This is a genomic window from Blautia sp. aa_0143, assembly GCF_004167315.1.
GTDB classification, from domain to species: Bacteria; Bacillota; Clostridia; order Lachnospirales; family Lachnospiraceae; genus Blautia_A; species Blautia_A fusiformis.
On the sequence record NZ_RCXU01000011.1, the window covers coordinates 52,276 to 70,774 of the forward strand.

An 18,499-nucleotide genomic window follows, 5' to 3' on the forward strand; every position below is an offset into this window, starting at 1 on the left:
CGGCAGCTTTCTCTATGACAGAGGGGAGGCAGAAGACAGAATGAAGAAGCTTGTTACCTGCAAAGAAATGAAGGATCTGGACTCCACAACGATCCGTGAGATCGGAGTTCCCTCCGAGGTTCTGATGGAGCGGGCAGCACTGAAGGTGGTAGAGGAAACAGAAAAGTATCTCCAGAAGGACGAAAGGATCCTGGTAGTCTGCGGAAGCGGAAATAATGGCGGTGACGGTATCGCTGTTGCCAGATTGTTCCATCTGAAGGGGATCCGGGTAGAGTTTTATATGGTCGGAAACAAAGATAAAATGACCAGCGAGACCGCTCTTCAGTATAAGATCGCTTCCGGTTATCGTGTCCCGGAGGTGAATAACCCGCAGTGGAGTGAATATACTACTATAGTAGATGCCGTGTTTGGGGTAGGCCTGACGCGTCCGATCGAGGGGCATTATGCTGATATCATCCATGAGATGAACAGTGCGAGGGCCAAAAAGATCGCAGTTGACATCCCGTCAGGAGTGAACGGAGATACTGGCCTGGAAATGGGAATTGCCTTCAGCGCCGATCTGACTGTCACATTTGCCTACCGGAAAAGAGGTCTTTGCTTTTATCCGGGAAGACTGTATGCAGGAAGGATCGTTACCGCCGATATCGGGATCTATGAGCAGGAAGCTGTGACTGCATCTGCCGCCTGTCTGGAAAATAAAGATCTGAAGCTGTTTCCGGAACGTGATCCCGGCGGAAACAAGGGTACCTTCGGAAAAGTGCTCTTTGTGACCGGAAGTGAGGGAATGTGCGGAGCCGCTTATTTAAGCGCCAGTGCAGCACTTCGTGCCGGTGCGGGAATGGTAAAGATCCAGACTGTGGAAGCCAACAGGATCCCACTGCAGATACTCCTTCCGGAGGCTATGGTCTGCAGCCGCTTTGATCAGGAATCCAATGAACAGCTTCTATCCTGGTGTGATGTGATCGTGATCGGACCGGGACTTGGAACATCAGTGGCCAGCCGTGAGAGAGAACAGTGGTTTCTCACGGCGGCTGCCCGGGAGAAAAAGCCGCTGATCCTGGATGCGGACGGCCTGAACCTTCTGGCTGCACATCCACAGTGGTATCAGTATCTGGGAGAGCATGTAGTCCTGACACCGCATATCGGAGAAATGAGCCGGCTCAGTGGCAGAACGATCCAGGAGATCCAGCATGAGATCGCAGATACTGCACTGAAATGTGCTGCGGAAACAGGCTCTGTGTGCGTATTGAAGGATGCATGTACGGTGATCGCAGATGAAAAAGGCCAGATGTATCTGAATCTTTCCGGTAATTCCGGAATGGCAACTGCAGGAAGCGGAGATGTGCTTTCCGGGATCCTGGCAGCAGTGTTATGTATGTATCTGAAAACGGAGGAACAGCCTCCCATGGTTTTAAAGGCCGCGTTAGGTGTTTATCTTCACGGACTTTGCGGTGATCTTGCAGCCGCTGAAAAAGGAAAGCGCAGTATGCTGGCAGGAGATATCATAGAATATCTGCCCAAGGCATTAGCTATAGGTGAAGAGGAGTCGGGATTATGAAAAAATACGAGAGAGTAAAAGCACTGGTATCACTGGATGCCATTGCCCACAATTTTGAGGAAATGCATAAAAATGTCAAAGAAGGGACAAAGATCATCGCTGTGATCAAGGCAGACGGTTATGGTCATGGTGCCAGAGCTATTGCCCGTCTGATCCAGGACTATGACTATATCTGGGGATTTGCAACAGCTACTGCAGAGGAGGCACTGGAGCTTCGGCATGCAGGGATCACCAAGCCTGTCCTGATCCTTGGCCTTGTATTTGAGGAATATTATGAAGAGCTTGCAGCCAATGATATCCGGATCACCATATCGGATCTTAATACAGCGGCAGAATATGCAAAAGCAGGTGCACGCATTGGAAAAAATGTACATATTCATCTGGCTCTGGATACGGGAATGACAAGGATCGGATATGCGGATATTCCGGAAAATGCGGTAAAGATCGAAAAAATCTCAAAAATCCCGAATCTGGTGATCGAGGGAATGTTTACCCATTTTGCCAGGGCGGATGAGACCGACCGTTCTCCTGCACTGGTGCAGCTGGACCGTTATCTCCGTTTTGCAGAGCTTCTGGAAAAAAGAGGTGTTCATATTCCGGTACGTCACTGCTCCAACAGTGCAGGTATCATCCGTGTTCCGGAAGCAAATCTCAATGTCGTTCGTGCCGGTATCACCATTTACGGTATTTATCCGTCAGAGGAGGTAGAACGTGATATTGTGAAGCTGACACCTGCAATGGAGCTGAAAAGTCATGTATCCTATGTGAAAAATGTGGAACGTGGAACAGCGGTAAGCTATGGAGGAACGTTTGTTACAGAACGCTTTACCAGAATGGCAACGATCCCCGTAGGTTATGCAGATGGCTATCCGAGACAGCTTTCCAATAAGGGCTGGGTCCTGATCCGGGGCAAAAAAGCTCCGATCCTCGGACGTGTCTGCATGGATCAGTTTATGGTTGATGTCACAGATATCCCGGAGGTGAAGGCCGGGGACGAGGTCACCCTGATGGGAAGAGATGGAGAGGAATTTATCAGTGTGGAGACACTGGGAGATCTTTCCGGAAGATTTTCCTATGAATTTGTCTGCGGGATCAGTAAACGTGTTCCGCGGGTTTATATCAAAGACGGTAAGGAATGCGGAGAAGAGGAGAGCTTTTTCCAGTAGATCCGTAAATACCCGGATCCGGAAAACGCCGGGTCAGACATAAGGCCGGTAAAAAAGTACCACGCATGGTATACACAAAGAAATTGTGGAAATACTTATCTGTAAAAAGGAATACGGCTTGCAAATAAGCCGGACCAGAATCGGAGTGTGAATTGTGTGGTTATAAAAAGAGGGGATATTTTTTACGCGGACTTAAGACCTGTAGTGGGCAGTGAACAGGGCGGCATCCGTCCGGTGCTGATCATCCAGAACGATGTGGGCAACCGTCACAGCCCTACAGTGATCTGTGCGGCAATTACATCAAAAATGAATAAGGCAAAGCTGCCGACACATATTGAGATCGATGCATCCGCCTACGGGATCGAAAAGGATTCCGTGATCCTTCTGGAACAGCTCCGCACCATCGACAAGCGGCGTCTGAAGGATAAGGTGTGTCATCTGGACGGTGCTATGCTTGATAAGGTGAATCATGCGCTTGAGATCAGTCTGGAACTGACTTTTTAGGGGAACATGAGGAATTTTGACCGGTTTGTTTTCTGATTCTTGACGAAATCTTTCATAAGTGCTATATTAAACCGAGTTGCAATTATGTAAAACGGTACCCAAATGAGCAGGGCACGAAAGAAAATATACGGTAACAAGGAGAGGAAAATACCATGTCAGGACATTCAAAATTTGCCAACATCAAACATAAGAAAGAGAAAAATGATGCCAAGAAGGGTAAGATCTTCACAGTCATCGGCCGTGAGATCGTTATGGCAGTAAAGGCCGGCGGCCCGGATCCTGCAAACAACAGCAAGCTTCGTGATGTCATCGCAAAAGCAAAAGCAAACAACATGCCGAACGATACGATCGATCGTGGAATCAAGAAGGCAGCAGGTGCGGATTCTGCAGACAGCTACGAGAAGGCTGTATATGAGGGATATGGTCCGAACGGTGTTGCTATTATCGTAGAGACTCTTACAGATAACAAGAACCGTACTGCAGGTAATGTACGTAACGCGTTTACCAAGGGTAACGGAAGCATCGGAACACAGGGATGCGTATCCTTTATGTTCGACCAGAAGGGCCAGATCATCATCGATAAGGAAGAGCTTGAGGATGAGTGCGGCGAGATGGATGCGGACGAGCTGATGATGACAGCTCTGGATGCAGGTGCTGAGGACTTCAACGAGGAAGAGGACAGCTTTGAGATCATCACAGCACCGGACGATTTCAGTGCTGTACGTGAGGCTCTTGAGAAAGCCGGAATCCCGCTTGTAGAAGCACAGATCGCCATGATCCCGCAGACCTATGTGGAGCTGACGGATGATCAGGCTATCAAAGATCTTCACAGAACACTGGATCTTCTTGATGATGACGACGACGTTACTGACGTATGGACAAACTGGGACGAATGATCTCTGAATAGAAAGTAATATTTTGCATATAATACCTCCAGAATTTCAGATTCCGGAGGTATTTTTTTATGGAAAAAAAGAGCGAAGAGGGAAAACAGAAGGAACTGGACCGGGAAGCGAGCCAGAACGAACAGATCCGGGAAACCGGGCAGGCAGTGCTCGATGGAAATTCCCGGAAGCATAAAGTGGAACTTCTGACGGTGATCGGGGAAATCGAAGGTCATGAATCCGCGCCGTCTCACAGCAAAACAACCAAGTATGAGCATGTACTGCCAAAGCTGGCTCTCATTGAGGACGATGAGGAGATCGAGGGGCTTCTGATCCTTTTAAATACGGTAGGAGGAGATGTGGAAGCAGGGCTTGCCATTGCGGAGATGATCGCGTCTCTGAGTATCCCTACGGTTTCCCTGGTGCTGGGCGGGGGACATTCCATAGGTGTACCCATGGCGGTATCAGCAGATTATTCCTTTATCGTGCCAAGTGCTACCATGGTGGTCCATCCGGTGCGCCAGAACGGAATGTTCATCGGCGTAGCGCAGTCCTACCGCAATATGGAAAAGATCCAGGACCGGATCATTGCCTTTGTATCCGGACATTCACATATCACGGCAGAACGGATGGAGGAGCTGATGCTGGATACCTCCCAGCTTGTAAAAGATGTGGGAACTATGCTGGAGGGTGAGGAAGCGGTAAAGGAAGGACTCATCGATGAAGTAGGAGGGATCCGGGAGGCACTGGACCGATTGTATACCCTTATCGAAAGGAAAAAAACACAGAAATAACCAGTTTTGTATGTGGCTTTTGATGATGCTAGTTGTATAAGACTAACATGGTTGCGCTGTGCTGTGGTAAAGAATTTTGACAGAAATTGTAAATCTACTCTTGTCATATGCTGATTTTTAGCGTATTATTAATAAAGGTTTATAATTTGCGCGAGGAGGAAGACCATGTATAAGGTTTTAAAAGCTGAAACGCTGGCAGCTAAGATCCATCTTATGGTTGTGCATGCACCACGTGTGGCAAGCCACTGTCTGCCAGGACAATTTATCATTGTGAAACTTGACGAAAAGGGAGAGAGGATCCCGCTTACCATCTGCGATTACGATCGCGAGGCCGGTACAGTTACTATCGTATTCCAGGAGATCGGAGCATCTACCATTAAGATGTCCGCACTGAAGGCGGGAGATTCATTCCGTGATTTCGTAGGACCTCTGGGATGTCCGTCTGAGTTCGTCCATGAGGATATCGAAGAACTTAAGAAGAAAAAAATGGTATTCGTAGCCGGTGGTGTCGGTACCGCACCTGTTTATCCGCAGGTTAAATGGCTCCATGAGCACGGCATCACAGCGGATGTTATCCTTGGTTCCAAGACTAAGGATATGGTTATCCTTGAGAAAGAGCTTGGCGCTGTTTCCAATCTTTATGTTACAACAGATGACGGTTCCTATGGCCGTTCCGGTATGGTAACAAAGACTCTTGAGGATCTTGTGACAAACGAGGGCAAGCATTATGATGTCTGTGTAGCGATCGGACCGATGATCATGATGAAATTTGTCTGTCTTCTTACCAAGAAGCTTGGTATCCACACAATTGTCAGCATGAACCCGATCATGGTTGACGGAACCGGTATGTGCGGCGCTTGTCGTCTCCAGGTCGGTGATGAGATCAAATTTGCCTGCGTAGACGGACCGGAGTTCGACGGACATCTCGTTGATTTCGATCAGGCTATGAAGAGAAGCCAGATGTATAAGACCCAGGAGGGCCGTGCATTACTGAAGCTTCAGGAAGGCGATACCCACCACGGTGGATGCGGACATTGCGGAGGTGACAACTAATGGCAGATGCAAAAATGTTAAAAAAAGTTCCTGTAAGAGAGCAGGATCCGAAGGTACGTGCGACAAACTTCGAGGAAGTATGTCTTGGATATAATCAGGAAGAAGCAATGGAAGAGGCACAGAGATGTCTTGGCTGTAAGAAACCGAAATGTGTAGAGGGATGTCCGGTATCCATCAATATTCCGGGATTTATCGAGCACATCAAAGAAGGCAACATGGAAGAGGCTTACAAGGTGATCGGTTTATCTTCCGCACTTCCGGCTATCTGTGGTCGTGTATGTCCGCAGGAATCCCAGTGTGAGGGACAGTGTATCCGCGGTAAGAAGGGCGAGGCTGTTTCTATCGGTAAGCTGGAGAGATTCGTTGCAGACTATGCTCTGGAGCATGATATCAAACCTGCAGGAGCAGAGGTTAAGAACGGACATAAGGTTGCAGTGATCGGTTCCGGTCCATCCGGACTTACCTGTGCAGGTGACCTTGCAAAGGCAGGATACGATGTAACTGTATTCGAGGCTCTTCATGAGCTTGGCGGTGTTCTTGTTTACGGTATTCCGGAGTTCCGTCTTCCGAAGCAGAAGGTTGTTAAGAAAGAGATCGAGAAGGTCAAAGAGCTTGGCGTTAAATTCGAGACAAACGTTGTCATCGGTAAATCCACTACCATCGATCAGCTGATCGAGGATGAGGGATTTGAGGCTGTATTCATCGGTTCCGGTGCAGGACTTCCGATGTTCATGGGTATCCCGGGTGAGAATGCAAGCGGTGTATTCTCTGCAAACGAGTACCTGACAAGAAGCAACCTCATGAAAGCATTCGATGATTCCTATGATACACCGATCGCAGCAGGCAAAAAGGTTGCAGTTGTCGGCGGTGGTAACGTTGCCATGGATGCTGCAAGAACAGCGCTGAGACTTGGTGCTGAGGTACATATCGTATACAGAAGAAGTGAGGCAGAGCTTCCTGCACGAGCAGAGGAAGTTCATCACGCTAAGGAAGAGGGCATCATCTTTGATCTTCTTACAAATCCGAAGGAGATCCTCGTTGATGAGAACGGCCACGTAAACGGTATGAAGGTTGTCAAGATGGAGCTTGGTGAGCCGGATGCATCCGGAAGAAGACGTCCGGTAGAGATTCCTGGTTCCGAGTATGATATGGATGTAGATACTGTCATCATGTCTCTTGGTACTTCACCGAACCCGCTGATCTCTTCCACAACCAAGGGCCTTGACATCAACAAGAGAAGATGTATCGTTGCCGAGGAAGAAACCGGTAAGACATCCAAGGACGGCGTATATGCCGGTGGTGATGCCGTTACAGGTGCAGCTACCGTAATCCTTGCCATGGGTGCAGGTAAAGCTGGTGCAAAAGGTATCGACGAATATCTGAAAAATAAATAAGCAGAAAGTCTGTTTATAAACAGATCCTCCGACTGTGTTTTCTGATGCAGCCGGAGGATTTTTTTTCTTGCAGATCAAAAAAAGAACATTTGTTTGAAACTTTTGCCAAGTGAAGATTGTAAGTTTTACTCAGTTATGCTATAATGTGTTGGAAAAAATTTAAGAAAAGGAAATATCATTATGTCAGTGATACATGCGATTATATTGGGAATCATTCAGGGAATCACCGAATTTCTGCCGGTGAGCAGCTTCGGACATCTCTGTGGAGTGCAGGATCTTTTGGGCGGTACCAGAGGCTCCGGTGTGCTTTTTGAAGTGATGCTCCATCTGGGAACTATGATAGCTCTGATCCTTGTTTTTCTGAAGGACATCAAGAAGATCGGGATCGAGCTGATCGGAATGATACTGGATCTGATCGGAAATGCCAATATTTTTCTCTATAACCGTAGGACTGGGAAAGAGCTTACCTACGCAAAGATCATAAGCGGAACTTACCGGAAGCTTACTGCCCTGATCATGGTATCCACTATTCCTACAGTCCTGATCGGATATCAGTGCAAACGACTTGTTGTGCGAAGCGCATCCTCACACATGTTTTCCGGGATCGGAATCCTTCTTACAGGTGTGATCCTCCTTGTTGTGGACTACAGTAATGTCAATGGCAGCAAGGGAACAAAAGAAACCAGCTTCGGAGATGCTATGTGGATGGGTATCTGCCAGGGTCTTTCTGTGTTTCCGGGACTTTCCAGGCTTGGACTTACCATGAGCGCAGGACTTTTCTGCGGCCTCGGACGGAAGTTTGCAGTGAAATATTCGCTGCTGATGAGCATTCCGGCTGTGGTGGGAGCTTTTTTTGTGGAGATGGGAGAGTTCACTTCTGTTCATATGACTGTTGGCCAGGGATTTACTTATGTTCTTGGAATGATCGTGGCCGGGATCACAGGCTATCTGGTGATCCGTTTTATGCTTAAGCTTTCGAATCAGGTCAGACTGCGTTATTTTGCATTTTATTCTTTTGCAGCCGGAATCCTTATTCTGGCAGCGAATTATATTTGATATCAACTGGGAGGAGTCTGACAATGGCAGCTTCAAAAACGACAAAAAAAAGAAAAAGAAAACCTGCGGCGAAGCAGCAGCCTGTCGGTAACCGCTTTCAGACAGAGATTCTGATCCTTGTGATGTTTGCGGCCTGCCTGATCCTGATGATCAGTGCATTTGGTATGGGAGGGATCGTAGGAAATGCCATCAGTGCCGTATGCTTTGGCATCATGGGACTTTGTGCATATATTTTCCCGATCCTGCTTTTTGCCGGAGTTACGTTCCTGATCGTGAACAATACCAACCGCCTTGCCTACAAAAAGGTACTGGCGGGCGTGGTATTTTTTGTGTTCCTCTGCGGCTTTCTTCAGCTGATCACAGAGGGCTATACGCCAAGTACCACGTTTTCGGATTATTATTCACTGAGTTCGGAATACCGTACCGGTGGTGGAGTATTCGGTGGTGCAGTATGTATTTCCACAGCATCCGCTTTTGGCGTTGTGGGCGGAACTGTGATCATCGTTCTGGTGCTTCTTGTGTCTCTCATCATCATAACACAGAGATCCTTCTTCGGATTTATGAATAAGATCCTGGACTTTTTTACAGATGCAGCAAGAGAGGGCAGAGAAGCTTATCTTGAGGGACAGCCGGACAGAGAAAAGCAGAAGGAGCTTCGCAGAAAGATCCGTGCGGAAAAAAGAGCGGAGAAGATCCGCCGGCTGGAAGAAGAGCTGGAGGAAGAAGAACTTGCCCTTACAGAGAAAGATTCGGAAAATATCTCAAAAAAACAAAAGAAAAAAACAAGAAGATCGCAGAAAGAAAGACAGGCTGCGGTGAAGGCGAACCGGGAAGGAGAATTTAATCTTCCTTCTTTCCTTGATGAACAAAAGGCTGTACTTCCGGCAGATACAGATCTGACAGAAGAGGATCCAGGGCTTGATGAGAAACCGGAGGAGCATGCTCAGCCGCTTGAATTCCAGATCCACCGTTCACAGCCGCAGCCGGCCCGGGAAGAGTCGGAGGAGCCGGATTTCGAAAGAGAAATGCAGGAAGTCGAAGAGGAGGATGTTTATGCCGGCTATGAGGATGTAGATATTCCCGAGATGCAGCAGATCCTGCCGGCAAAAACTGAGACAGCAGCAAAAGCTTCCCGGGAAACAGGAAAGGCAGCCGTTCCTGCTGAGATAAAGGAGGATCCTCGGCCGGAAGCTGAACAGAAGGCATCCCATCAGCCCTCCAGAAACCCGAAGTCATCTCAGACAGAGATCGAGCATGGGATCAGAAATATCCAGCATGAGATCAGCCAGGGAGAAGCTCCGGAGAAGAAACCATATCAGTATCCGCCGCTGAAGCTTCTGAAGCGCGGAGATGGCAGATCTCAGGGAGATTCCGATGCACATCTGCGCAAAACAGCGCAGAAGCTTCAGGAAACCCTGCATAATTTCGGCGTCAATGTAACCGTTACCAATGTGAGCTGCGGACCTACCGTTACCCGCTATGAGCTGCAGCCGGAAATGGGTGTGAAGGTCAGCAAGATCGTTGGTCTTTCCGATGATATCAAGCTGAATCTTGCTACACCGGATATCCGCATCGAAGCACCGATACCGGGAAAGGCAGCCGTGGGGATCGAGGTTCCGAACAAGGAGAACAGCCCGGTCATGCTGCGGGATCTTCTTCAGTCAGAGGAGTTTAAAAATGCGAAATCCAAGCTGTCCTTTGCAGCAGGTAAGGATATTGCCGGAAAACCGGTAGTGGCAGATATTGCCAAGATGCCGCATCTTCTTATCGCCGGAGCAACCGGCTCCGGAAAATCCGTCTGCATCAATACGCTGATCATCAGCATCCTTTATAAGGCTACACCAGATGAGGTGCGTCTGATCATGATCGATCCGAAGGTGGTGGAGCTCAGTGTATATAACGGGATCCCGCACCTGTTCATTCCGGTGGTCACAGATCCGAAGAAAGCGGCCGGTGCGCTGAACTGGGCTGTTTCCGAGATGACCAGTCGTTACAATGCCTTTGCGGAATATGGGGTACGTAATCTTGGAGAATATAACAAAAAGGTTGCCAATATGCGGGTCCCGGAGGGAGAAAAGGCACCTGAGAAGATGCCGCAGATCGTGATCATCGTGGACGAGCTTGCGGATCTTATGATGGTTGCGCCGGGAGAAGTTGAGGATGCGATCTGCCGTCTGGCCCAGCTGGCACGTGCAGCAGGTATCCATCTGATCATTGCTACCCAGAGGCCATCGGTCAATGTCATCACAGGTCTGATCAAGGCCAATATGCCGTCCAGGATCGCATTTTCCGTATCCTCCGGCGTGGATTCCAGGACGATCCTGGATATGAACGGTGCCGAGAAACTTCTTGGCAAGGGCGATATGCTGTTTTATCCTCAGGGGTATCAGAAGCCGGCCAGACTGCAGGGTGCTTTTGTTTCCGATGAGGAGGTCAGTGCAGTCGTAGAATATGTTTCTGACAAAAATCAGGGTGCTGTTTATGATACCTCCATCGAGAAGCAGGTCAATACAGCCGGTGTCCCGGGAGGAGCCGGCGGCGGTGACAGAGATGTCTATTTTACAGAAGCCGGTAAATTTATCATTGAGAAGGAAAAGGCCTCCATCGGTATGCTTCAGCGTATGTTCAAGATCGGATTTAACCGTGCGGCAAGGATCATGGATCAGCTTTGTGACGCAGGAGTGGTAGGTCCGGAGGAAGGAACCAAGCCAAGGAAGGTTTTGATGTCAGCAGAAGAATTTGAGAATTATCTGGAGGAGAACGGCGGATGAAAATAAGTATCCTGACAGTAGGGAAGATCAAGGAAAAATATCTGCGGGATGCCATTGCGGAGTATTCCAAGCGCCTCGGGCGTTACTGCAAGCTGGAGATCATAGAAGTGTCCGACGAAAAAACACCGGATAATGCCAGCGAAACAGTAGAAGATGCCATTCGGAACAAGGAAGGGGAGCGTCTTCTTAAATATATCCGGGATGATGCGTTTGTGATCACTCTGGAGATCGGAGGCGAACAGCTGACCTCTGAGAACTTCGCACGGAAGATCAACGAGCTGGGAATACGTGGGACCAGCCATATCCAGTTTGTGATCGGCGGCTCTATCGGTCTTGGAAAAGAAGTACTGAAGAGATCAGACTATGCTTTAAGCTTTTCGAAGATGACATTTCCTCATCAGCTGATGCGTGTGATCCTTCTGGAACAGATCTACCGCAGCTATCGTATCATCAGCGGAGAGCCCTATCATAAATAATATCATACTACATATCCGCAAATATCTTGACAATTTTCGGATATGTAGTATGATAAAAAAAGAGTAGCACTCGGAGCTTAAGAGTGCTAATAATCACAGAAAGAAGGAAATGAATATGGCATTAAAACCAGTTGCAGACAGAGTTATCGTAAAATATTTTGAGACAGAAGACAAAACCGCATCCGGCATCGTACTTCCGGACAGCTCCAAGGAGAAAACCCAGCAGGCAGAGGTTATCGCAGTAGGTGGCGGTAAGGTCGTAGACGGTAAAGAAGTACCGGTACAGGTAAAGCCGGGCGACCGTGTGATCTACGGAAAATACACAGGAACCGAGATCAAATATGAGGGTGAGAAATATCTGGTGATCAACGCAGATGATATCATTGCCATCGTAAAAGACTGATGAAGAATTTTTATCGTAATTTTCTGAAATTATGCTCCATGCTGGTGCTGCAGAATGTAGTGACCTTAAGTGTCAATTTTGCGGACAACATTATGTTTGGAGCCTTCAGCGAAACTGCATTATCCGGTGTGACCACCGTAAACCAGGTACAGTTCGTCTTTCAGCAGCTGCTTATGGCTCTGGGAGACGGACTTGTCATATTCGGAAGTCAGTACTGGGGAAAGAAAGAGACAGAGCCGGTAAGGAAGATCGGTGCCTGGGCCATGCGCACAGGCTTTTTTATTGCCCTTGTGCTGTTTATCCTGGCCAGTCTTTTTCCAACACAGCTGCTGGGGCTTTTTACAACAGACCAGGCGATTATTGAAGCCGGTCTTTCCTATCTGGCGATCATCCGGTTTACTTACTTTTTCTTTGCAGTGACGCAGATCCTGTTTGCTACACTGCGCTGTGTGGAAATTGCAGGGGTTGCCTTCGGGCTTTCGGTAATGACTTAAGTGTAGTAATGGTGGGAATGTCCTATCAGATGCCGACAAACGGTGGTATCATCCGGGGAAGCGGAAGCATTGCCTATTCCATGAAGGTGGACCTGATCAGTACCTGGGGGATCGTGATCCCTCTGTCCATGTTTATGGCATTTGTGGTCAAGGCATCTCCGGCAGTGGTGGTATGCTGCCTGAATGCAGATCAGATCTTTAAATGCGTGCCTGCATTTTTGAAGTGCAATTACGGACACTGGATCAAAAATATGACGAATTAAGGAAATATATATAGATCAGAGGCAAGATACAGAAAATTTATCTTGACGCCTGTGTGATCTGTATGTAGAATAAATACAAGCTTTAACGAAATGCAGTAAAAAAATCTCTGAAGAGCTAGGGACAGCTTGACAAAGGTAATATGGTATAGTATTATCTTGCCTATATCATATTAAACTGGTGGGAAAAGAGGAATACTCACTGAAACACAGGAGGAACAGGAAATGAGAAAAAAAGTACTGGCAGCGCTTTTGGCAGCTGCAGTGGCAGGAACAACTGTTATGTCAGGAATGACTGTTTTTGCAGCAGAAACAGAAGGAACCAAGGCGGAAGGCGGAAATATTACCATTGCAGAAACAGCAGATCCGCAGAACATCAATCCGCTTTATGTTGTGGATCAGACAAGCTTCGATATGATGCAGGCACTGTACAGCCCGTTTTTTGAGATCGTGAACGGAGAGATGTATTACGGAAACGGACTTTGCGAAAGTGTAACAGCCAATGATGATGCCAGCGAATTCACACTGAAGCTCAAAGACGGACTGAAATGGCATGACGGTCAGCCGATCACAGCCGATGATGTGGTATTCACCATGCAGGTGCTGGTAGATGAGAAGCAGAATGTTCCGTATTCTTCTTACGGATACGTTAATGACAAGGCAGTAGAGGCAGAGAAGGTTGATGACCTTACAGTCAAGATTTCCCTTGGATCATCTTCCGCAGGATTTCTTGGCGGACTGAGCCAGGTTTACTGTATTCCGAAGCATATTTATGACGGCGTGGAGAATATCGGAGAAAGTGATCTCAACAATGAACCGGTGGGAAGTGGTCCTTTTAAGTTCGAGGAATACAAATCCGGAGAGTATTATAAAGTAACAAAATTCGATGACTATTTTGATGATGTAAATCTGGATTCCATCACCTTCAAGATCGTAAAGGATTCCAGCTCCGCCAATGCGGCACTTGCAAGCGGAGATCTGGATGCACGTCTGATCAGCGCAGATGATTACGATACCGTCAGTGCTTACGATAACGTAAACATCAATACCTATAATTCCGGACGTGTCAACGCCATGTTCATGAATGAGCTGAACGAAGATCTTCAGGATGTAAAGGTACGTCAGGCGATCGCATACGCACTGAATAAAGAGGAGTTCTGTCAGTTTGCTTTCCTTTCCGAGGATTATGCAGAGCCTGCAGATTCTATTTTTACACCGGATACACTCTACTATACAAAACCGGACAATACCTACGACAATGATCCGGCTAAAGCACAGGAGCTCCTTTCCGAAGCAGGAAAGACAAGTCTTTCTCTGAACCTGATGTATATCTCCACAGATAAGACAATGGAGAGTGAAGCTCTGTATGTACAGTCTGCCCTTGCCAATGTAGGAATCACCATCAATCTTCTTCCTACAGATGAGTCTACCTTCAAGAATAAGACAAAGGATACGGAGTGCACAGATTATGATCTGGTACTGAGCTTCTACACTCTGGGAGAAGAGCCGAGCCTTTATGCAGACATGAGTTCTTCCGACAGCCGTTCCAACTATTCCAGGATCAAGGATACAGATCTGGATGCATTGTGGGAAGATGGCAACAGCACTGCAGATGAGACAAAACGTGGCGAGATTTATAAGGAGATCCAGAATACGATCAATGATAACATGTATATCTATCCGATCGCTTATTCCAATGGTTTCTATGCGGTAAGTAAAGATTTCGGAGGCTTTGATGAATGTCTGTTAAAAACTATTTATTATGATTATTCCAAGATTTACACATTGGAGAAATAAATAATTTTATAGCGGATGAATACCGGAAACAGAAAGAGGCTGACGCGTTTTTTGCGCCAGCCGATTTCCTGTTTTCGGGGAAAATAAAGGAGGTACATTTTGAAGAAGATCGTAAACCGTCTGATACAGTGTATTCTGACACTGTTTATTGTCTCTGTTCTCTGCTTTGCACTGACAAAAGCAGCGCCCGGAGATCCTGTCCTGACTTATGTGGAACCAAATATGAGTGAAGAATATATCCAGAACCTGAGAGAAAGCCTGGGACTTACAAAGCCTGTCTATGAGCAGTACTTTCTGTGGCTGGGAAGGATCCTTCACGGGAATTTCGGAAATTCCCTGATGAATAACCGACCGGTCCTGACACAGATGCTGGAGAGGCTTCCCGCAACCGTGATCCTAATGGGAACCAGCATGCTGCTTGGTTTTCTCATTGCCATTGTACTGGGCCTGTATTCCGGAAAGAATAAAAATGGTGTTCTGGATAAGATCACCAGCATGTTCTGTTATGTAGGTATCTCCATTCCTACGTTCTGGTTCGGTATCATGCTGATCTATCTCTTCAGTGTGCATCTCCATATCCTGCCAAGTATCGGTATGCATTCAGACGGCAACTGTTCCTTAGGAGATCTGATCCTGCATATGGTCATGCCCTGCGCAGTTCTGACCTTTGCAAATGCGTCACAGTACATCCGGTATTTAAGAAGCAGTACCATTACGGAAATGTCCTCCGATTATGTTATGGTGCAGAAGGCTTACGGAATGAAAGAGTCTGGAATCCTTTTCCGGCATGTACTGAAAAATGCCATGCTTCCTATGATCACAGTTCTCGGAATGAGCCTGCAGTCTCTGGTTTCCGGTGCCATTATCACCGAGCAGGTTTTTGCATGGCCGGGAATCGGTCAGCTGGCAGTGACCGCTGTTATGCAGTATGATTATCCCCTGATCATGGGAATCACCATGTTTACCGCGCTTCTCGTGGTGCTCGGAAATCTTCTGGCAGATATCCTGTATGCTGTCTTTGATCCGAGGATCCGCAAAGCAGGATGTTAGGAGGTAAAGGGACATGAGAGAAAATATCTGGAAAAATATCAAACTTGGTTTTAAGACAAATAAACTTGCAGTGGTAGGTGCAGCAGCGATCATCCTGCTGGCACTGATCTCCATTTTTGCCTTTTTGTATCCGGTAGATCCCAATGCCATCAGCGCCACAGAGCGACTGAATGCTCCATCCATGGCACACCTTTTCGGTACGGATGATATGGGACGGGATTATCTGGCTCGCTGTATTTACGGAGGAAGAGCATCCCTTCTGGTGGGCTTCCTTTCCATGGTGCTTTCGACAGCCCTTGGTGTGATCATCGGTTCCATCAGCGGTTTTGTGGGAGGAACGGTGGATGCGGTGCTGATGCGTCTGGTGGATGCGCTGATGAGCCTTCCGACATTCCTGATCATGATCGTTATGAATGCCTTCCTGAAACCGGGACTTCAGAACATTGTCCTGATCATCGGCTTTCTGACCTGGATGAACATTGCCAGGATCGTCCGTGGCGAGACCATTTCCCTGAACGAGAGAGAGTATGTCATCTATGCAAAGATCTCCGGACAGAAGAAATTCTCCACCATTGTACATCATATCCTGCCTAACATCATGCCTACCATTATCGTGGCTGCAACCATGAACATTGCCAATGCCATCCTGATGGAATCTGCACTGAGCTTTTTCGGCCTGGGTATCCAGCCGCCTACGGCTTCCTGGGGAAGTATGTTGAGCAATGCACAGCGCTATATCCAGCAGGCACCGTATCTGGCTATTTTCCCCGGAATCCTGATCCTGATCACGGTCGTCAGCTTCAATTATCTGGGAGAAGTATTAAGAAAAGTATTCGAGCCCAAGTAAGGAGGACATTTACATATGGAAAAATTACTGGAAGTAAAAGATCTGAAGGTGTCTTTCTTTACAGACCTTGGAGAGACACAGGCAGTAAAAGGTGCAGGCTTTGCCATCGGTGAGGGGGATTTTTTCGGGATCGTAGGAGAGTCCGGAAGCGGAAAGAGCGTAACCACCAAATCCATTCTCCGTCTCGGACCATCCAACTGTAAGATCATGGGTGGTGAGATCCTGTTCCGGGGAGAAGATATCCTGAAGAAAAATGAAGCAGAGCTCCGTGAGATCCGCGGTGGTGAGATCGCCATGATCTTTCAGGATTCTCTTTCCGCACTGAATCCGGTTTACACTGTTGGTAATAAGATGGTAGAGCTGATCCGGCGCCATACCAATATGAACAAAAAAGAAGCAAAGGCCCGGGTGCTGGAGCTTCTCACAGCCGTTGGCATCACAGACCCGGAAAAGGCTATGAACAGCTATCCCCACGAGCTTTCCGGCGGTATGCGCCAGCGTGTGATGATCGCCATGGCCATGAGCAGTGACCCGAAGATCCTGATCGCAGATGAGCCCACCACAGCCCTGGACGTTACGATCCAGGCGCAGATCCTTCATCTGCTTCTGGAACTTCAGAAAAAAAACAATATGAGCATCATCCTGATCACCCATGATCTGGGCGTTGTAGCGCAGACCTGTAAACGGGTAGCTGTCATGTGTGGTGGCTACGTGGTGGAAGAAGGAACTGTAGAAGAAATCTTTCTTCATCCGGGACATCCCTATACACAGGCACTGATCGCAAGCATGCCGCGGGTGGGAGGTACCTTTGAACAGTTTCTGGAGAGAGATCTTTCGGACGGAAACGGTGATCTGTGTCCCTTCCTGAATCGTTGTAAATATGCGGACAAAACCTGTGAAGCCTGTCTTCCGAAATATTATGAGGCTTCAGAGGGACACAGGATATTCTGTCACAGAAGGGAGGAGAAGAGATGAGCAAGCCCTTAATTGAAGTAAAAGATCTGAAAGTATATTTTAAACAGAAATCTCCGAAGCTTCTGTCCTTTAAGCCGGGCATACTGAAGGCTGTGGATCAGGTAAGCTTTTCGATTGAAAAGGGGAAAACCTTCGGTCTGGTAGGAGAATCCGGAAGCGGAAAATCTACCATCGGAAAGGCAATCCTACGTTATCATAAACCCACAGGCGGTGAGATTTTTTATGAAGGAACAGAGATCGGAGCCATGGGTGAAAAAGAACTGCTTCCATACCGCAAAAAAATGCAGTCCGTTTTTCAGGATCCCTATTCCTCTCTGGACCCAAGCCATACAGTGCAGGATATCATCTGTGAGCCTATGGCAATCCATAAAATGTACACGCAGAAAGAACGTAAGGAGCGTGCAAAAGAACTGATCCGCGTGGTTGGCCTTAAAGAGCAGGATCTTCTGAAGTATCCTCATGAGTTTTCCGGCGGACAGCGTCAGAGGATTTCCATTGCAAGAGCACTTTCCGTACAGCCGGAATTTGTAGTCTGTGATGAGCCCATTTCTGCACTGGATGTTTCCCTGCAGGCCCAGATCGTCCAGATGCTTCAGGATCTTCAGGAAAAATACGGGCTGACCTATCTGTTCATCAGCCATCAGCTGCAGGTGGTCCAGAAGATCTGTGATGAGATCGGGGTGCTTTATCTTGGAAATCTCATGGAGATCGCAGATGCAGATAAGCTCTATTCCAATCCGCTGCATCCTTATACAAAAATGCTGATTTCCTCGATTCCGGTTCCTGACCCGAGAGCCAAAACTCTGGATCAGATCGTTACGGATACCGGAGTACAGTCCAGATCTATCGGGGGCTGTCGCTTCCATAACCGCTGTCCGTGGTGTGAGGAACGCTGCAGGCAGGAAACCCCGGCACTTCGTCAGGTGGAGCCGGGACATATGGTAGCATGTCATAAATATCAGGAAAAGAAATAATCATAAAATACGGGAAGGTAAATAAAAAAGTGGACAAAAATAT

Annotated in this window: 18 protein-coding genes; all 18 read left to right on the top strand. The window is 47.7% G+C overall.

Features of this window, described 5'->3' with window-relative positions; all coding sequences use genetic code 11:
* Positions 1 to 40: 40 nt before the first annotated feature.
* The 18 genes from EAI83_RS07080 (at position 41) to EAI83_RS07160 (ending at position 18,456) form a co-directional block, all read left to right on the top strand.
* Positions 41 to 1,558: an NAD(P)H-hydrate dehydratase gene (locus EAI83_RS07080; protein ID WP_129974874.1), complete on the top strand. Its 1,518-nt coding sequence runs from the start codon at positions 41 to 43 to the stop codon at positions 1,556 to 1,558.
* Positions 1,555 to 2,724, top strand: a complete 1,170-nt coding sequence (alr, locus tag EAI83_RS07085; RefSeq protein WP_015524822.1) for an alanine racemase — start codon at positions 1,555 to 1,557, stop codon at positions 2,722 to 2,724. The genes EAI83_RS07080 and alr overlap by 4 nt, the downstream gene beginning before the upstream one ends.
* Positions 2,725 to 2,880: 156 nt before the next feature.
* Positions 2,881 to 3,228, top strand: coding sequence for a type II toxin-antitoxin system PemK/MazF family toxin (locus EAI83_RS07090; RefSeq protein WP_092069144.1), 348 nt, complete (start codon positions 2,881 to 2,883; stop codon positions 3,226 to 3,228).
* A gap of 152 nt (positions 3,229 to 3,380) precedes the next feature.
* Positions 3,381 to 4,124 carry a YebC/PmpR family DNA-binding transcriptional regulator gene (locus EAI83_RS07095; protein WP_015524823.1) on the top strand — a complete coding sequence of 248 codons (744 nt, stop codon included), beginning with the start codon at positions 3,381 to 3,383 and terminating at the stop codon, positions 4,122 to 4,124.
* Positions 4,125 to 4,192: 68 nt separating this feature from the next.
* Entirely contained in the window at positions 4,193 to 4,906 is a 714-nt protein-coding gene (locus EAI83_RS07100) for a ClpP family protease (protein WP_129974876.1), read from the top strand.
* A gap of 165 nt (positions 4,907 to 5,071) precedes the next feature.
* Positions 5,072 to 5,959 (top strand): sulfide/dihydroorotate dehydrogenase-like FAD/NAD-binding protein, encoded by an 888-nt coding sequence (locus EAI83_RS07105; RefSeq protein WP_015524825.1) that lies wholly within the window; start codon positions 5,072 to 5,074, stop codon positions 5,957 to 5,959.
* Positions 5,959 to 7,353, top strand: a complete 1,395-nt coding sequence (gene gltA / locus EAI83_RS07110) for an NADPH-dependent glutamate synthase (protein ID WP_021650554.1) — start codon at positions 5,959 to 5,961, stop codon at positions 7,351 to 7,353. The genes EAI83_RS07105 and gltA overlap by 1 nt, the downstream gene beginning before the upstream one ends.
* 180 nt (positions 7,354 to 7,533) lie before the next feature.
* A complete protein-coding gene (locus EAI83_RS07115; protein ID WP_015524826.1) occupies positions 7,534 to 8,409 on the top strand; it encodes an undecaprenyl-diphosphate phosphatase in 876 nt (291 codons plus the stop codon).
* 23 nt (positions 8,410 to 8,432) lie between these two features.
* Complete coding sequence (locus tag EAI83_RS07120; RefSeq protein ID WP_129974878.1) at positions 8,433 to 11,180, top strand: FtsK/SpoIIIE family DNA translocase; 2,748 nt, start codon at positions 8,433 to 8,435, stop codon at positions 11,178 to 11,180.
* Complete coding sequence (rlmH, locus tag EAI83_RS07125) at positions 11,177 to 11,656, top strand: 23S rRNA (pseudouridine(1915)-N(3))-methyltransferase RlmH (RefSeq protein ID WP_021650552.1); 480 nt, start codon at positions 11,177 to 11,179, stop codon at positions 11,654 to 11,656. The genes EAI83_RS07120 and rlmH overlap by 4 nt, the downstream gene beginning before the upstream one ends.
* Positions 11,657 to 11,771: 115 nt before the next feature.
* The gene (gene groES, locus EAI83_RS07130) at positions 11,772 to 12,059 is read left to right on the top strand and encodes a co-chaperone GroES (protein WP_044960825.1); all 288 of its coding nucleotides are present in this window, start codon (positions 11,772 to 11,774) and stop codon (positions 12,057 to 12,059) included.
* Positions 12,059 to 12,553: an MATE family efflux transporter gene (locus tag EAI83_RS07135; protein WP_330547771.1), complete on the top strand. Its 495-nt coding sequence runs from the start codon at positions 12,059 to 12,061 to the stop codon at positions 12,551 to 12,553. Before groES ends, EAI83_RS07135 begins: the two co-directional genes overlap by 1 nt.
* 17 nt (positions 12,554 to 12,570) lie before the next feature.
* The gene (locus tag EAI83_RS17750; protein WP_330547772.1) at positions 12,571 to 12,816 is read left to right on the top strand and encodes a hypothetical protein; all 246 of its coding nucleotides are present in this window, start codon (positions 12,571 to 12,573) and stop codon (positions 12,814 to 12,816) included.
* A 222-nt stretch (positions 12,817 to 13,038) separates the two neighbouring features.
* Entirely contained in the window at positions 13,039 to 14,610 is a 1,572-nt protein-coding gene (locus tag EAI83_RS07140) for an ABC transporter substrate-binding protein (protein ID WP_129974879.1), read from the top strand.
* Between the two features lie 99 nt (positions 14,611 to 14,709).
* On the top strand, positions 14,710 to 15,660 hold the full coding sequence (locus EAI83_RS07145; RefSeq protein WP_192926473.1) for an ABC transporter permease: 951 nt from the start codon (positions 14,710 to 14,712) through the stop codon (positions 15,658 to 15,660).
* Between the two features lie 13 nt (positions 15,661 to 15,673).
* Entirely contained in the window at positions 15,674 to 16,507 is an 834-nt protein-coding gene (locus EAI83_RS07150; RefSeq protein ID WP_021650546.1) for an ABC transporter permease, read from the top strand.
* A 15-nt stretch (positions 16,508 to 16,522) separates the two neighbouring features.
* Entirely contained in the window at positions 16,523 to 17,482 is a 960-nt protein-coding gene (locus EAI83_RS07155) for an ABC transporter ATP-binding protein (RefSeq protein WP_022426783.1), read from the top strand.
* The gene (locus tag EAI83_RS07160) at positions 17,479 to 18,456 is read left to right on the top strand and encodes an ABC transporter ATP-binding protein (protein ID WP_129974883.1); all 978 of its coding nucleotides are present in this window, start codon (positions 17,479 to 17,481) and stop codon (positions 18,454 to 18,456) included. The genes EAI83_RS07155 and EAI83_RS07160 overlap by 4 nt, the downstream gene beginning before the upstream one ends.
* Positions 18,457 to 18,499: the final 43 nt, after the last annotated feature.

Bases quoted from the DNA above. Each gene is read 5' to 3' on its own strand.
- EAI83_RS07080 (WP_129974874.1), top strand. From the start codon at position 41: ATGAAGAAGCTTGTTACCTGCAAAGAAATGAAGGATCTGGACTCCACA.
- alr (WP_015524822.1), top strand. From the start codon at position 1,555: ATGAAAAAATACGAGAGAGTAAAAGCACTGGTATCACTGGATGCCATT.
- EAI83_RS07095 (WP_015524823.1), top strand. From the start codon at position 3,381: ATGTCAGGACATTCAAAATTTGCCAACATCAAACATAAGAAAGAGAAA.
- EAI83_RS07100 (WP_129974876.1), top strand. From the start codon at position 4,193: ATGGAAAAAAAGAGCGAAGAGGGAAAACAGAAGGAACTGGACCGGGAA.
- EAI83_RS07105 (WP_015524825.1), top strand. From the start codon at position 5,072: ATGTATAAGGTTTTAAAAGCTGAAACGCTGGCAGCTAAGATCCATCTT.
- gltA (WP_021650554.1), top strand. From the start codon at position 5,959: ATGGCAGATGCAAAAATGTTAAAAAAAGTTCCTGTAAGAGAGCAGGAT.
- EAI83_RS07115 (WP_015524826.1), top strand. From the start codon at position 7,534: ATGTCAGTGATACATGCGATTATATTGGGAATCATTCAGGGAATCACC.
- EAI83_RS07120 (WP_129974878.1), top strand. From the start codon at position 8,433: ATGGCAGCTTCAAAAACGACAAAAAAAAGAAAAAGAAAACCTGCGGCG.
- rlmH (WP_021650552.1), top strand. From the start codon at position 11,177: ATGAAAATAAGTATCCTGACAGTAGGGAAGATCAAGGAAAAATATCTG.
- groES (WP_044960825.1), top strand. From the start codon at position 11,772: ATGGCATTAAAACCAGTTGCAGACAGAGTTATCGTAAAATATTTTGAG.
- EAI83_RS07135 (WP_330547771.1), top strand. From the start codon at position 12,059: ATGAAGAATTTTTATCGTAATTTTCTGAAATTATGCTCCATGCTGGTG.
- EAI83_RS17750 (WP_330547772.1), top strand. From the start codon at position 12,571: ATGTCCTATCAGATGCCGACAAACGGTGGTATCATCCGGGGAAGCGGA.
- EAI83_RS07140 (WP_129974879.1), top strand. From the start codon at position 13,039: ATGAGAAAAAAAGTACTGGCAGCGCTTTTGGCAGCTGCAGTGGCAGGA.
- EAI83_RS07150 (WP_021650546.1), top strand. From the start codon at position 15,674: ATGAGAGAAAATATCTGGAAAAATATCAAACTTGGTTTTAAGACAAAT.
- EAI83_RS07155 (WP_022426783.1), top strand. From the start codon at position 16,523: ATGGAAAAATTACTGGAAGTAAAAGATCTGAAGGTGTCTTTCTTTACA.
- EAI83_RS07160 (WP_129974883.1), top strand. From the start codon at position 17,479: ATGAGCAAGCCCTTAATTGAAGTAAAAGATCTGAAAGTATATTTTAAA.